Origin of the sequence: Nioella ostreopsis (assembly GCF_004000255.1) — a bacterium.
Lineage (GTDB): Bacteria > Pseudomonadota > Alphaproteobacteria > Rhodobacterales > Rhodobacteraceae > Nioella > Nioella ostreopsis.
On sequence record NZ_RCIQ01000006.1, the window covers coordinates 107667 to 123114 of the forward strand.

Sequence of the window (15448 nt, forward strand, 5' to 3'; positions counted from 1 at the left end):
CAGCTGTCCTGAAGGGGCGTAGTGAATTTCTCCTGCCTCTTGCCTGTCGTCATATTGCCACCCCGACAGAGGGTGTGTCCGCAAAGGTTTCCGGCACCTCCGCTTGTCCGGTTCGCGCGGATTTCTGAATGGCTTCGATCACGCTCAGCGTCCGGGTGCCTTCCCGGCCAGAGACCAGAGGCTCCGCCTCTCTGGCGATGACCGACAGGAAATGCTTGATCTGGTTGTCCAGCGGGTCGGAGGAGGGGCGCGCAACCGTGGTCGCGTTGATCGGTTCCCACCAGTCGCGCTTGCCGGTCTGGTTCCACAAGGTGCAATCGGGCAGCGAAAGGGACGCCTCGCTGCCGCCGATCAGGTAGCAGCTTTCGGATGTGGGGGGATAGACCGGATGTTCGCGCGCGGTCAGCTCCCAGCTCCACGGCGCGACAATGCCATCCGACAGGGTCAGAGTGCCGATTGCGCCATTGTCAAACCGCATGACCGCGCCGGCGACTTCCTCGTTCTCGAAGCCGCGGCTCGACGGGGCGACCTGTGCCTGAACGCTGGTTATCTCGCCGCAGAGATGGCGCAGAAGGTCGATGTCATGCACCAGATTGACCGAGATCGGCCCGGCCCCTTTGCGGGTCCGCCACGGGGCGATGTCGAAATAGTGGTCGGGCTTGTAGAACCAGCACTGCGAATGCACCGCGCGGATCGCGCCAACGGCGCCGCTGTCGATGATCTGCTTGGCCTTCTGGACCAGCGGATTATGGCGGCGGTGATGGCCGACGAGCAGCGGCACATCCGCCTGCTCTGCCGCCCGGACAAGGCGCATGGCGTCCTGGGCACTGGCAGAGATCGGCTTTTCGACCAGCACGGCACAGCGGTTGCGAATGCACTCCAGCCCCTGATCCACATGCATCAGGGTCGGGGTGGAGAGGATGACCCCATCGGGGTGGTCGGCGGCAAAGAGCTCCGCAAGGCTGCTGTGGCAGGGAATTCCGTGCTCTGCCGCGAATTGGCGGGCCTCATCACTTGGGTCGACGATCGCGGAGACGTCCGCGCCCGGATTGCGCCAGATGGCCTCTGCGTGACGTCGACCGACCAATCCCGCGCCGACAATCGCAATGCGTGTCTGGCCATTCATGGCTCTGCATGTCCCGAGCCGGGGCAATCGGTGCTTGTGTGTGGTGTGTCGGGCGCTACTGTCACGTCTGTTCTGGTCCGGTCTGTCACAGAGGCATTGCGCCCTGTCCTTGTTTGTCGAATCGACGATAGACACGCTAGCAGATAAAATCAATAATCTATGATATTTTGAAAAACGTAAAAAATCCTGCTAGATTGAAGCTTGTCAGACAAGTTGCTACTTGTCGGGAAAACGAAGGAATACCGGGCAGGAGATCGGTATGGTCAAGACGCTGAGCACTGTGGGCTCAACCACTTATGACGCGATCAAACGCGACATTATCTTCGGTCGGCTTGCGCCGGGATCGAAGCTGAAGCTGGAGCCGCTGAAATCGCGCTATGCCGCGAGCGTGTCCACCTTGCGCGAAACCCTGAACCGTCTGGCCAGCGAAGGCTTCGTCTCCGCCGAGGAACAGCGCGGGTTCTTCGTGACCCCGGTCTCGCGCGAGGATCTGATCGAGATCGCCGATTTACGGGTGCTGCTGGAATGCTCCGCTCTCAAAGTCTCAATCGAGAACGGGGACGCGGATTGGGAAGGCAATCTGGTGGCGGCCCATCACAAGCTGCATCTGATGGAAAAGCAGATGCTGTCCGGGGATGAAACCAACAAGGAACAGTGGAAGCGCTATGACTGGGAATTTCATCTGGCGATGATCCAGGCCTGCAATTCCCGCAATCTGCTGTCGCTTCACGCCACGCTCTTCGACAAGTATCTGCGCTACCAGATGCTCGTCCTGACCCATCGGGGGGAGATCGCAGCGCAGGAACATCGGGCGATGTTCGAAGCGGCGCTCGCGCGGGACGCTGCGAAGGCCCAGGCCATTCTGGAAACCCATATCCGCAATGGCCTGTCCCACGCGCTGGCCGCTTTTTCCTAACGCTCCCCACGCCGGTAGGGGGCCATCAGGGCGGCGGGGACCTCTGCACGGCGGGCCACGAGGATCAGCGCGACGATCGACAGGACGTATGGGGCCATCAGGAACAGCTGATAGGGCACGCCCTCGATCGCCGTTTGCAGGCGCAGCTGATAGGCGTCGAAGAACGCAAACAGCAACGCGCCGATCAACGCCTTGCCCGGCCGCCAGCTGGCGAAGACCACCAAGGCAATGCAGATCCAGCCGCGCCCCTGTACCATGCCGGGGAAAAAGCTGTTGAACGCCGCCGTGGTCAGGAAGGCCCCGCCAACGGCCATCAGCGCTGACCCCGCCACCACGGCCCCGATGCGAATGCGGATCGGGTTCAGCCCCTGCGCCTCGACCGCATGGGGGTTTTCGCCGGTCATCCGTATGGCCAGCCCAAGCGGGGTGCGCGCCAGCACATAGGCCATGACCGCCACCGACAGCAGGGCCAGATAGGTCGGTACGCTTTGCGAAAACAGGATCGGCCCGATCACCGGCAGGTCCGACAGGACAGGCAGATCCAGAGGCTGAAACGCCTCGATTGCGGGCGGGGTTTCGCCCACCACGACGATCAGCCGGTAGAGGTAATAGGCCAGCGCCGAGGCAAAGAGCGTGATGCCAAGCCCCGAGACGTGTTGCGACAGCCCAAGGGGAACGGTGAGAGCGGCATGGAGCAACCCCATCAACGCCCCGCAAATGGCCGCCACCATCAGCCCCACCAGCAATGGCGCGCCCATATAGACGGCGAGCCAGCCGCTCATCGCGCCCATGGTCATGATACCCTCGATCCCAAGGTTCAGCACGCCCGAGCGTTCACAGAGCAGCGCGCCGAGAACCCCGAAGATCAGTGGCGTCGCGATGCGCAGGACGGCGGCCCAGAGGCTCGTATTCATCAGAAGGTCAATCGCGTCACTCATCGGCGCACCCGGTAGGTTGTGAAGAGAAGGGCAACCAGCATGGTCAGAAGGCAGAGCGCCACGATCACATCGGCGATGAAGCTGGGAACGCCAGTAGCGCGGCTCATCGCATCGGCGCCGACGAAGACGGTGGCCACGAAGACGGCGGCAGCGACCACGCCCGCAGGGTGTAGCGCGGCCAGCATCGCGACGACGATCCCCGCGTAGCCGAAGCCGGGGCTCATGGTGGTGGTGACACCCGCCGTGACGCCCATCACCTCGACCGATCCGGCGAGGCCAGCCAACGCGCCAGAGAGCAGCGCGACGCCCATGATGGTCCGTGGCAGGGAAATGCCCGCGAAGGCCGCGGCAGAGGCATTGAGGCCAGCGGCCCGCGTCTCCGCCCCGAACACCGTGCGCGCCAGCACCAGCCAGACGGCCCCGGCGGCGGCAATGGCGAAGAGGAGCCCGATGTGCAGCCGCGTGCGCGGCACCAGATCGGGCAGGCGGAAATCGCCATCCACCGGCACGGAGGAGGGCCAGCCGAAGGCCAGCGGGTCGCGCAGCGGGCCTTCGATCATCAGGCCCACGAAGAGGATCACGATGAAATTGAGCAGGAGCGTCGTCACCACCTCATCCACCCCGAACCGCAGCCGCAGGAAGGCGGGCCCCGCCAGCAGCGCCGCGCCCGCCGCCATGCCCGCGAGCATCAGAAGCGGCACGCCGATCCAGCCCGGCACGCCAAGGGAATGGCCGATCCACGCAGTGACAAGCGCACCGACGAAGAACTGCCCTTCGCCGCCGATATTCCACAGCCGCGCGCGGAAGGCGACGGCGGCGGCAAGCCCGGTGAAGATCAAGGGCGTTGCCCGCGTCAGCATCTCGGTGATCGAGAGACGAGAGCCGAGCGCGCCGCGCAGCATCTCACCATAGGCGGTCAGCGGGTTCACCTCCGCCGCCGCGATCAGCCCCGCAGCCAGCAAAAGCGCCGCGAAGACGGCCGCCAGCGGCGCGAGGATGACAAGGTGCAGGGGCACATGGGCGCGTCGTTCAAGCCGCATGATCGTCCTCCGTCCAGACACCGGCCATCATCAGGCCCAATCGTTGCGGGTCGGCCTCGTCCGCCGAAATGGGCTCCGACAGGCGGCCTTTCACGATGGCCTGAATGCGGTCCGACAGGGCCACGGCTTCCTCCAGTTCTTCTGATATAAGAAGGATCGCGGCGCCCTCGGCCCGCGCGGCCAGCAATTCCGCATGGACGGCGGCAATCGCGCCCTCGTCGAGGCCCCGCGTCGGCTGGTTGGCCAGCACGAAACGCGGCCCGTTGGACAGGACGCGGCCAAGAATGAGCTTTTGCATATTGCCGCCGGAAAGCAGCCGGATCCGCGTGTCGGGCGCCGCCCCGCGAATGTCGAAGCGCTTGATCAGGTCATTGGTGTAGGCCTTCGCTGCCCCCTGCCGCACGAAGCCCCGGCGCGAAAACTCCGGCGTGCGCAGCCGTTCCAGCACGGCGTTTTCCCAGAGGGACAGCTCGCCCACCACGCCCTCTGCATGGCGGTCCTCCGGCACCCGGCCCGCGCCTGCCCGGATCATGCCGCGCGGGCCCAGATGGCCCACGTCCTGATCCGCCAGCGTCAGCGTCCCCGACGCCGGATGCGCCAGCCCCGACAGAAGCGCGCCAAGCGCGGCCTGCCCGTTGCCGGACACGCCGACGATGCCCAGGATCTCGCCCGCATGAACGGTGAAGGACACGTCATCGAGCCGGGTTTCGCCACCATCCTCCACCCGCACCTTGTCCGCCACCAGCACCGGAGCGCCGATCTGGTGGTCGTGGCGCACGGGCCGTTCCACCTTGCGGCCCACCATCAGTTCCGCGAGTTCACCGGGGGTCGTTTCCCTTGTGCGCCGTTCGGCCACCATCTTGCCACCACGCAGCACAGCGACCCGGTCCGAAGCCGCCATGACCTCGTGCAGCTTGTGGCTGATGAAGATGAGCGACAGGCCTTCCTTGGTCATGTCGCGCAACGTTTCGAAGAGCCGCATCGCCTCCGGCCGGGCCAGAACCGCCGTGGGTTCGTCGAGAATGAGCACCCGCGCATCACGGTAGAGCGCTTTCAGGATCTCCACCCGCTGCCGCTCGCCCACGGATAGCGAACTGATCTTCGCCTCGGGCTTCACCGGCAGGCCGAAGCGGTCGGCGATCGCCATCAGCTTCCTCTTCGCTTCACCCCGCGCCGATTTCAGCCGCGTCAGCGGCTCCGACCCAAGCATCACGTTTTCCAGAACCGTCAGGTTGCCCGCCAGCGTGAAATGCTGGTGCACCATGCCCACGCCCGCCGCGATGGCCGCGCGGGGCAGGCCGGGGGGCAGGTCCTGCCCGAAGACGCGCACGGTGCCCTCGTCGGCGGCGTAATGGCCGAAGAGGATGTTCATCAGCGTCGTTTTCCCGGCGCCATTTTCCCCCAGAAGCGCGAGGATCTCGCCCTGATCGAGCGTCAGGGTCACGTCATCATTGGCGGTCAGCGCGCCGAACCGCTTGGTGATGTTGTGAAGCTCCAGAACCTTGGTCATGCGGGCAGGCCTGCGATTGGGAAGGGGAAGGAAAGGGCGGGGGCGCGGGCCTCGATCATCCGCGCCAGCGAAAGCAGCGCGAAATCCGATCCCGGCGGGCCGATCAGTTGCACGCCAAGAGGCAGGCCATCGGCCAAGCCGAAGGGCAGGGCCATGGCCGGCAGCCCCGCGACATTGGCGAGCGCGGCATTGGGGGCGAAAGCCTCCAGCTTGGCCATATGCGCCTCGGGGTCGCTTCCCGACAGGTCGAGCGCGCCCACGGGCAGGGGGGTAGAAGACAGGACCGGCATCAGCACCGCGTCAGCCGCGACAAAGAGCTTGCGGGACCGGTTCGTCAGGCGCGCCAACTGCCGGGAAGCGGCGAAAAGCGCGGTTGCGGGCGTCGCGCGTCCTTCGGCGGCCATGGCAGCAGCGAGGGGCGGAACGGCGTCATCGGGGATTTTCAGCGCGGCCAGCCACTCGGCCAGCGACACCGCCAAAATGGTGCGGGCGATGGCATGGGCCTCTGCCCCCATTCGGTCGGGTGCGGGCACGTCATGCACTTCGCAACCCGCGTCGCGCAGCGCCTCGGCGGCCTCTTTCGCTGCGCGCTGCTGATCGGGGCCACAGCGCTCGGGCAGGGCGAGGGCAATGCGCGGGCGCTCCGACAGATGGAAGGGCGCGAGAGGCTGGTAGACCGCGCCGAAGGCGGTCTCCACGTCGCGGACAGACCGCGCCAGCACCAGTTCCGACGCGATCCCCATCAGGTGATTGGCGAAATCGGGGCCTCCGGGGATGGCCCCGCGCGAGGGCTTCAATCCGGTCAGACCACAACAGGCGGCGGGCACGCGGATCGACCCGGCGGCATCGGTCGCATGGGCGATGGCGACGATCCCGGCCGCGACCGCCGCCGCCGCGCCGCCCGACGATCCGCCGGGGGTGAGGTCGGGGTTCCACGGGTTGCGGGCGGGCGGCAGGCCCTCGGGTTCGCAGGTCAGCGACAGGCCAAACGGGGGCGTCGCACTGATGCCAAAGGGGATGAGACCCGTGCGCCGCAGGTCTTGCAAGAGGTGACTGTCGGCCTCTGGCATGCGCGCCTGAGCCCGGATCGCGGTGGACCCGGCACCTTGCGGCAGGCCCTTGGCAACCCCGCCCAGGTCCTTCACGAGGAAGGGCACCCCATGAAACGGTCCGCGCTGATCCATTGGCAGCGCATCCGCCGCCGTAGCCCCCGCGCGGGCCATGTCTTCATCCAGATGCACCACGGCCCCCAAAGCCTCCTGCGCATGGCAGGCGGCAAGGCTGGCCTCCATCACGTTAGCGGCGGAGACCCGCCCCTCGGCAATGGCGGCGGCAAGGGCCGTGGCGTCAATCACGTCTGCGTTCCGATCAGGCCGGTTCGCTTTCGTCGATCGGAACATCCCATTCGCCCGCGGCGATGGCCGCCTGCTTGGCCTCCATTGCCGGGATCGCGTCTGCGGGCACCTCGTCGGCCACGTAGATCAGCTCGTTCCCGCCATGGGCCATGAAGGAATATTCGGTGTAGTTCCGGCCTGTTGCGTTGCCCGCCTGCACATCCGCCACGATTGCCGCGATGGTCGGCCCGTAGTTCCAGATCGCGTTGGCGAAGACCGTGCCGGGATAGCGCGGCGTGTAGTCGATGAGCGAACCAATGGCCTTGACGCCACGCGCCTGCGCCGCGTCTGCCGTGCCAATGCGCTCGCCAAAGAGGATATCCGCGCCCGCGTCGATCTGGGCAATCGCGGCTTCCTGTGCGCGGGCCGGGTCGAACCAGGCGCCGATGAAGCCGTTGAGGAAGGTCGCATCGGGGTTCACCTCGCTCACACCCATGCGGAATGCATTGATCAGCAGATTCACCTCGGGGATCGGGTAGCCGCCGACCGAGCCGTAGACATTGCTTTCCGACATATGGCCCGCCAGCATCCCCGCCAGATACGCCGCCTCGTGGTTGCGGGTGCCGAAGACGCCGAAATTGTCGCCATCCGGCCCGCCGGAGGACCCCATCAGGAACGCCGTGTCAGGATAGTCGCCCGCCACTTCGCGCGCCTCGCGTTCCACGGCGTAGGACTCGCCCCAGACGATATCGGCGCCGCCCTCGGCATATTGGCGCATGGCGCGGGGGTAGTCGGTGGCAGCGACGCCTTCGGAGAATTCATACTCGATCAGGCCCGAGGCCGCGGCGTCCTGCATGGCCAGGTGGATGCGGCTGTTCCAGGCGTTTTCAACGGGGCTGGCATGGATACCGGCAATGCGGACCGTCGATTGCGCATTCACGCGGCGCACGAAGGCAGGCGTGGCGAGCGTCGCGGCGGCACCGATCATCAGCTGACGGCGGGTGGTGGTGAGTTTCATGGGGGAATCCTCTCTGTTGGTTCTCGGTTATTTCGGGTCAGTTGCCGATACCGGCGCGTAATCCGCCGGGTCGAGCGTTTCTGGGCGGCCGGGCAGGGACAATTCCGCCAGACGCGGGGCCGTTCGGGCCAGCACCTTGCCGTGTTTCAGAACGGCCAGCCTTGTGGCCTTCATCCGCACCGCCTCGATCGGGTCTTTCGCCTGCAGCACGACCATGCTCGCCGGGCCGCCCTTGCGGATCGTGGGGTCGGGCAGGCCCATGGCCTTGGCGCCGTTCTGCGTGACGGATGTAAAGGCCCATTCCATCGCCTCGCGCGAGGTCATCGGCACCGCATGCACGCCCATATGGGCCACTTCCAGCATGTCGGCGGACCCGAGCGAATACCAAGGATCCATCGTGCAATCCTGCCCGAAGGCCACGTTGACGCCTGCCGCGCGCAGTTCCGGCACGCGGGTCAGGCCGCGACGGCGCGGATAGCTGTCGGAGCGGCCCTGCAGTGTGATGTTGATCAGCGGATTGGGCACCACATTCATGCCGCTTTCGGCGATCAGCGGGATCAGCTTCGACGCATAGTAATTATCATAGGAATGCATTGCGGTGACGTGGCTGGCCGTGACCCGCCCGCCAAGCCCGAGCCGCGTGGTCTCATAGGCCAGCGTTTCCACATGGCGCGACATCGGATCGTCGCTCTCGTCGCAATGCAGGTCCAGCATCAGGCCACGTTCCGCCGCGATTTCGGCCAGCCGCGTGACCGAGCGCGCGCCCTCGGCCATGGTGCGTTCGAAATGCGGGATGCCGCCCACCACATCGACCCCCATATCGAGCGAGCGGATCAGGTTTTCCTCTGCCTTTTCCGCGCGATAGAGCCCGTCCTGCGGGAAGGCCACCAGTTGCAGGTCGATATAGGGCGCAACCTGTCTGCGCACCTCCAGCAGCGCCTCGACCCCCACCAGCGGTGCGGTGGACACGTCTACATGCGACCGGATCGCCAACAGCCCCTGAGACACCGCCAGATCGCAATAGCGCAACGCACGTTCGATCACCGCCTCGGGCGTCAGCAGCGGTTTCAGCTCGCCCCAGAGCGCAATGCCCTCCAGCAGCGTGCCCGAGACATTCATGCGCGGCAGGCCGAGGCTCAGCGTCGCGTCCATGTGGAAATGCGTATCGGTGAAGGGCGGGCAGACGAGGCGGCCCGTCGCCTCGATCTCGTCCCGTGCTTCGGCGTCGATCCGGGGCGCGATCTCTGCGATCTTGTCGCCCTGGATGGCGATATCCACCGGCCCCTGTCCGTCCGGCAGGTTTGCCTGCCTTATGATGATGTCCAGCATCCCCCATCTCCCGATTTTTGACTATATGGTAAATAAATTTCGCAAAATCCCCAAACCTTTCGTGGAATTTGCCCGGAAAAATCGCTTCTGTCACATTTTCCGGCACTTATCAGTGGCGATTGCCTGCAAATAGGTGCCGTTGGGGAAGCTTTGCGCAGCTCGACCCCAGTTGAAAAGCCGAATCAGCTTGGCGGGTGCCCTTTTCTGAAAGGCCCGGATCGGCTATCAATATGCGCAGCTTCGATAGGAATCCTCTATTATGCTCGACAAGCTGGAGATGTTCATCGCGGTGGCGAAAGAGGCCCATTTCGGTCGTGCTGCCCAAACCCTCGGGATCACGCAGCCGACGCTGTCGGCGGGGATCAAACAACTGGAGGAACAGCTCGGTGTTCAGCTGATCTTTCGCGGCTCGCGCTATGGCGGGTTAACGCCGGAGGGGCAGAGCGCGCTGGTCTGGGCGCGCAAGATCGTGGGCGACGCGCGCCAGTTGCGCGAAGAGATGCGGTTTTCGCGCCACGGTCTGGCCGGGCAGTTGCGCATCGCGGTCATTCCCACGGCGCTGACCTGGGCGGGAAAACTGACCACGCGCTTCACCGAAAAGAACCCGAATGTGCGTTTCACAATCCTGTCGCGCACCTCGATCGAGATCCTGACGATGATCGAAAATCTCGATGTGGATGCGGGGATTTCCTATCTCGACAACGAACCCACGGGCCGCGTCAGCACCGAAGCGCTCTATGAAGAACGCTACATGCTGGTCTGCCGCAGCGATTCCCCCTTCGCGGGGCGAAAAGAGGTGCGCTGGCGTGATCTGGAGGGTCAAAAACTGTGCCTTCTGACGCCGGACATGCAGAACCGGCGGATCATCAATAAAAACTTCGAGAGTGCGGGCGTGGTGCCAGAGGCGACGGTGGAGTCGAATTCGACGGTGGTTCTGGTGGCAAACGTGCTGGAAGGGGGCTTTCTGACGGTGCTGCCCGCCGATATGGCGCGCTTCCTGACCGGGGGGAAACCCCTTGAAATCATTCCGCTTTCCGGGGCGGGCAGGGGGCATTCCGTGGGGCTGGTCGCGCCGTGGCGCGAACCCCATACCCCGGTGCTGGATGCACTCTTGTCCGAAGCACGCCGCATGTCGGAGGTATCTTGATAGAAAATTCCTATCAACCAACGGAAAAGCGATATTGAATCACGAAGGTCGCGCGGGTGAATACGGCCCTGACAAGACCGGAGCCAGCCATGTCCCTTTCCCAGCCCGCCCCGAGTGCAGAGGAGATCCGAGAGATCGTCGCCTCTCAACTGCATCTCGAAGGACCGCTTCTTCCCATTTTTCATGCGTTGCAGGATGCGTTCGGTTGTGTGCCGGAAGGCGCGCTGCCGGTGATCGCCGATGCGCTGAACATAACCCGCGCCGAGGTGCACGGGGTAATGAGCTTTTACCACGATTTCCGCGAGGTTCCGGCGGGCCGTCACGTGGTCAAGATTTGCCGCGCCGAAGCCTGCCAGGCCGTGGGCGCCGACGCGCTGGCCGCGCGCACGCTAGAGAAGCTGGGAACAGAATGGCAAGGCACGACCGCCAATGGCGCGGTGACGATCGAGCCGGTCTACTGCCTCGGGCTTTGCGCCTGCGGCCCCGCCGCGATGGTGGACAACAAGGTGGTGGGCCGCGTCGATGACGCGAAAATGGCGAAACTGCTGGCGGAGGCGGGCGCATGAAGATCTACGTTCCCCTCGACAGCGCCGCCAAGGCGCTTGGCGCGGATGAGGTGGCAGAGGCGATTGCCGCTGAGGCCGCTGCCCGCGGCCTTGATGTGCAGGTGATCCGCAACGGCACCCGCGGCATGATCTGGCTGGAACCGCTGGTGGAAGTGGATCAGGACGGCACCCGCGTGGGCTATGGCCCGGTTTCGGTTGAAGACGTGCCCGCGCTGCTCGACGGCAAGCTGGCCTCGCTCGGCCCCGTTGAAGAGATCCCCTTCCTCGCCAAGCAAACCCGCCTGACCTTCGCCCGCGTGGGCGTGATCGACCCGCTGGACCTCGCCGATTACGAGGCCCACGGCGGGCTCGCCGGTCTGCGCCGCGCGATTGCGATGAGCGGTGCAGAGATCGTCAAGGAAGTCACCGAGTCCGGCCTGCGCGGCCGGGGCGGCGCGGGCTTCCCCACGGGGATCAAGTGGAACACGGTTCTGGGCGCGGAAGCTGACCAGAAATACATCGTCTGCAACGCCGATGAGGGCGACAGCGGCACCTTCGCCGACCGCATGGTGATGGAAGGCGACCCCTTCTGCCTGATCGAGGGCATGGCCATCGCGGGCCTCGGTGTCGGCGCGACCAAGGGCTATGTCTACTTGCGCTCCGAATACCCCGACGCGATTGCGGTGATGGAAGAGGCCGTGCGCAGGGCACGGGCGGCGGGCGTTCTGGGCGCGGATGTTCTCGGCTCCGGCAAGGGTTTCGACATGGAAATCCGTGTGGGCGCGGGGGCTTACGTATGCGGCGAGGAAACCTCTCTGCTGAACTCCCTCGAAGGCAAGCGCGGCATCGTGCGCGCCAAGCCGCCGCTGCCTGCGCTCGAAGGCTTCCTCGGCAAGCCCACTGTGGTGAACAACGTGCTGTCGCTCGCGACGGTGCCGGTTATCTTCGAGAAGGGTGCCGCGCATTACGCGGGCTTCGGGCTTGGCCGGTCCAAGGGCACCATGCCGATCCAGATCGCGGGGAATGTGAAGTTTGGCGGGCTGTTTGAAACGGCCTTCGGCATGCCGATTGGCACGCTGGTGAACGACATCGCAGGCGGCACCGCCTCTGGCCGTCCGGTGAAGGCGGTTCAGGTGGGCGGGCCTCTGGGCGCCTATCTGCATCCCGACCAGTTCGACACGCCCTTCGGCTACGAGGAGTTTGACCATGCGGGCGGGCTCATTGGCCATGCGGGTGTGGTGATCTTCGATGAGACCGCCGACATGCTGAAAATGGCGCGCTTCGCCATGGAATTCTGCGCGATTGAGTCTTGCGGGAAATGCACCCCCTGCCGGATCGGTGCGGTGCGCGGCGTCGAGACCATCGACCGGATCGCGGAAGGCGACGCCTCTGCCATCCCGCTGCTGACGGACCTGTGCGAGACCATGAAGGACGGCTCGCTCTGCGCGCTTGGCGGCTTCACGCCCTTCCCGGTGATGTCGGCGCTCACGCATTTCCCCGACGATTTCGCGCGCCAGAAGGAGGCCGCGGAATGAGCCTGTCTATGAGTGGTTTCGCCGCCTTCGGCGTCGATCAGCCGGGGGGCGCTGCCCCCCGGACCCCCCGAGGTATTTTCGCCAAGATGAAGGCGATGGAGGTTGTGGCATGAAAGACCTGATCATTCCCTGGGACGCCGATCGCGATTTCGGCACCCCCGCCAAGGAAGGCAAGCCCGTCACCCTGACGATCGACGGGTTCGACGTGACCGTGCCTGAAGGCACCTCGGTCATGCGCGCGGCCTCCGAGGCCGGGATGCAGATCCCCAAGCTGTGCGCGACCGACAGCCTGGAGGCTTTCGGGTCCTGCCGCCTGTGCGTGGTGGAAATCGAGGGGCGTCGTGGCACGCCTGCCTCCTGCACCACGCCGGTGGCCGAGGGCATGGTGGTTCACACCCAGTCCCAGAAGGTCAAGAAGATCCGCAAGGGGGTGATGGAGCTTTACATCTCCGACCACCCGCTCGACTGCCTGACTTGCGCGGCCAATGGCGATTGCGAGCTGCAGGACATGGCGGGCATGGTCGGCCTGCGCGACGTGCGCTACGAAGAACCCAAATCGGGCGGTTTCGCCAACCATTTCATGGCACGCGACACCAGTGGGCAGGCAAACCCCGAATGGCTGCCCAAGGACGACTCGAACCCCTACTTCACCTATGATCCGTCCAAATGCATCGTCTGCAGCCGCTGCGTGCGTGCCTGCGAGGAAGTGCAGGGCACCTTCGCGCTGACGATTCAGGGCCGGGGCTTCGACAGCCGCGTCTCCGCCGGGGCCGCGACGGATGATTTCCTGACCTCCGATTGCGTCAGCTGCGGCGCCTGCGTGCAGGCCTGCCCGACCGCGACCCTGCAGGAAAAATCGGTGATCGAACTGGGCACGCCCGAACGCTCCGTCATCACCACCTGCGCCTATTGCGGGGTGGGCTGTTCCTTCAAGGCGGAACTGAATGGCGATGACCTCGTCCGCATGGTGCCTTACAAGCACGGCAAGGCGAACCGGGGTCATTCCTGCGTGAAGGGTCGCTTCGCCTATGGCTACGCCACCCACACCGACCGCATCCTGAATCCGATGATCCGCGACAGCATTGATCAGCCGTGGAAGGAAGTCAGCTGGGACGAGGCGCTGAGCTTCGCCGCCACCAAGATGCGCGGTCTGCAGGAGACCTATGGCAAGAAGTCCATCGGCGTCATCACCTCCAGCCGCTGCACCAACGAGGAAACCTACCTCGTGCAGAAACTGGCGCGCGGCGTGTTCGGCAACAACAACACCGATACCTGCGCGCGGGTCTGCCATTCGCCGACTGGCTATGGTCTGGGCCAAACCTTCGGCACCTCGGCGGGCACGCAGGATTTCGACAGCGTCGAACATACCGACGTGGTGATCGTGATCGGCGCGAACCCCACCGATGGCCACCCGGTCTTTGCCTCGCGGCTCAAGAAGCGCCTGCGCGCCGGGGCACAGCTGATCGTCATCGACCCGCGCCGGATTGATCTGGTGAAATCGGCCCATATCAAGGCCGCCCATCACCTGCCGCTGCGTCCGGGCACCAATGTGTCTGTCGTGACCTCGCTCGCCCATGTGATCGTGACCGAAGGGCTGATGGATGAGACCTTCATCCGTGAACGCTGCGATTGGGAGGAATTCCAGGAATACGCGGAATTCGTCTCCGATCCGCGCCACAGCCCCGAGGCCAATGAGATGTTGACCGGCGTCCCGGCCGAGGAACTGCGCAAGGCCGCGCGGCTCTTCGCCACCGGCGGCAATGGCGCGATCTATTACGGTCTGGGCGTAACGGAACATAGCCAGGGCTCCACCACCGTGATGGGCATCGCCAACCTAGCCATGCTGACCGGCAATCTCGGTCGCAAGGGCGTGGGCGTGAACCCGCTGCGCGGGCAGAACAACGTGCAGGGCGCTTGCGATATGGGCAGCTTCCCGCATGAACTGCCGGGCTATCGCCATGTGAAGATGCCCGAAGTGCGCGAGATTTTTGAGAAGGCCTGGGGCGTCGAGATCGACCCCGAACCCGGCCTGCGCATTCCCAACATGCTGGACGCCGCCGTCGATGGCACCTTCAAGGGGCTCTATTGCCAGGGCGAGGACATCCTGCAATCGGACCCCGATACCAAGCATGTGGCGGCGGGTCTGGCGGCGATGGAATGCGTGATCGTGCATGACCTCTTCCTGAACGAGACCGCGAATTACGCCCATGTCTTCCTGCCCGGCTCGACCTTCCTCGAAAAGGACGGGACCTTCACCAATGCCGAACGCCGCATCAACCGCGTGCGCAAGGTGATGGCACCGCGCAACGGCTATGCCGACTGGGAAGTCACCCAGATGCTGGCCAATGCCATGGGCGCGGGCTGGCACTACACCCACCCCTCCCAGATCATGGAAGAGATTGCGGCGACCACCCCCGGTTTCGCCAATGTCACCTACGAGATGCTGGAGGAACGTGGCTCGGTCCAGTGGCCCTGCAATGACAGCGCGCCGGAGGGCACGCCGCTCATGCATGTCGACGGGTTCGTGCGCGGCAAGGGGCGGTTCATCGTCACCGAATACGTGGCGACCGATGAAAAGACCGGCCCGCGCTTCCCGCTGCTGTTGACCACCGGGCGCATCCTGTCCCAGTACAATGTGGGCGCGCAGACCCGGCGGACCGACAACGTGGTGTGGCACGATGAGGATGTGCTGGAAATCCACCCCCATGACGCGGAGAACCGTGGCCTGAAAGACGGCGATTGGGTGCGGCTGGCCTCGCGGTCGGGCGAAACCACCCTGCGCGCGAAGATCACCGACCGGGTCAGCCCCGGCGTGGTCTACACCACCTTCCACCACCCTGACACGCAAGCCAATGTCATCACCACCGATTTCTCGGACTGGGCCACCAACTGCCCGGAATACAAGGTGACGGCGGTGCAGGTCGCGCCCTCGAATGGGCCGTCGGAATGGCAGGAAGACTACAACGCGCAGGCGGCTCAATCGCGCCGCATCCTGCCCGCGGCGGAATAG

The 15448-nt window shown here is 65.0% G+C and carries 12 protein-coding genes; 5 read left to right on the forward strand and 7 right to left on the reverse strand.

What is annotated here, in order from left to right; genetic code table 11:
• Positions 1 to 49: 49 nt before the first annotated feature.
• Positions 50 to 1126, reverse strand: coding sequence for a Gfo/Idh/MocA family protein (locus tag EP237_RS08610; protein ID WP_127560149.1), 1077 nt, complete (start codon positions 1124 to 1126; stop codon positions 50 to 52).
• Positions 1127 to 1385: 259 nt separating this feature from the next.
• On the opposite strand from EP237_RS08610, the gene EP237_RS08615 reads away from it, so the two are divergent.
• A complete protein-coding gene (locus EP237_RS08615; RefSeq protein ID WP_127560151.1) occupies positions 1386 to 2042 on the forward strand; it encodes a GntR family transcriptional regulator in 657 nt (218 codons plus the stop codon).
• On the opposite strand, the gene EP237_RS08620 is transcribed toward EP237_RS08615, so the two are convergent.
• The 6 genes from EP237_RS08620 to EP237_RS08645 are packed head-to-tail and all read right to left on the reverse strand — an operon-like array spanning position 2039 to position 9211.
• Complete coding sequence (locus EP237_RS08620) at positions 2039 to 2980, reverse strand: ABC transporter permease (RefSeq protein WP_127560153.1); 942 nt, start codon at positions 2978 to 2980, stop codon at positions 2039 to 2041. The genes EP237_RS08615 and EP237_RS08620 overlap by 4 nt on opposite strands.
• Positions 2977 to 4020 (reverse strand): ABC transporter permease, encoded by a 1044-nt coding sequence (locus EP237_RS08625; RefSeq protein ID WP_127560156.1) that lies wholly within the window; start codon positions 4018 to 4020, stop codon positions 2977 to 2979. Before EP237_RS08625 ends, EP237_RS08620 begins: the two co-directional genes overlap by 4 nt.
• A complete protein-coding gene (locus EP237_RS08630; protein ID WP_127560158.1) occupies positions 4010 to 5530 on the reverse strand; it encodes an ABC transporter ATP-binding protein in 1521 nt (506 codons plus the stop codon). The genes EP237_RS08625 and EP237_RS08630 overlap by 11 nt, the downstream gene beginning before the upstream one ends.
• Positions 5527 to 6885: an amidase gene (locus tag EP237_RS08635; RefSeq protein ID WP_164744666.1), complete on the reverse strand. Its 1359-nt coding sequence runs from the start codon at positions 6883 to 6885 to the stop codon at positions 5527 to 5529. Before EP237_RS08635 ends, EP237_RS08630 begins: the two co-directional genes overlap by 4 nt.
• A gap of 13 nt (positions 6886 to 6898) precedes the next feature.
• Positions 6899 to 7882, reverse strand: coding sequence for a BMP family protein (locus EP237_RS08640; RefSeq protein WP_127560162.1), 984 nt, complete (start codon positions 7880 to 7882; stop codon positions 6899 to 6901).
• Between the two features lie 27 nt (positions 7883 to 7909).
• Positions 7910 to 9211, reverse strand: coding sequence for an amidohydrolase family protein (locus tag EP237_RS08645; RefSeq protein WP_127560164.1), 1302 nt, complete (start codon positions 9209 to 9211; stop codon positions 7910 to 7912).
• 259 nt (positions 9212 to 9470) lie between these two features.
• On the opposite strand from EP237_RS08645, the gene EP237_RS08650 reads away from it, so the two are divergent.
• The 4 genes from EP237_RS08650 to fdhF all read left to right on the forward strand — a co-directional run bounded on the left by EP237_RS08650 (position 9471) and on the right by fdhF (position 15448).
• Complete coding sequence (locus tag EP237_RS08650; RefSeq protein ID WP_127560166.1) at positions 9471 to 10358, forward strand: LysR family transcriptional regulator; 888 nt, start codon at positions 9471 to 9473, stop codon at positions 10356 to 10358.
• An 89-nt stretch (positions 10359 to 10447) separates the two neighbouring features.
• Entirely contained in the window at positions 10448 to 10924 is a 477-nt protein-coding gene (locus EP237_RS08655) for a formate dehydrogenase subunit gamma (protein WP_127560168.1), read from the forward strand.
• Positions 10921 to 12438, forward strand: coding sequence for a formate dehydrogenase beta subunit (locus EP237_RS08660; RefSeq protein ID WP_127560170.1), 1518 nt, complete (start codon positions 10921 to 10923; stop codon positions 12436 to 12438). The genes EP237_RS08655 and EP237_RS08660 overlap by 4 nt, the downstream gene beginning before the upstream one ends.
• Positions 12439 to 12547: 109 nt before the next feature.
• Positions 12548 to 15448 carry a formate dehydrogenase subunit alpha gene (gene fdhF / locus EP237_RS08665; RefSeq protein WP_127560172.1) on the forward strand — a complete coding sequence of 967 codons (2901 nt, stop codon included), beginning with the start codon at positions 12548 to 12550 and terminating at the stop codon, positions 15446 to 15448.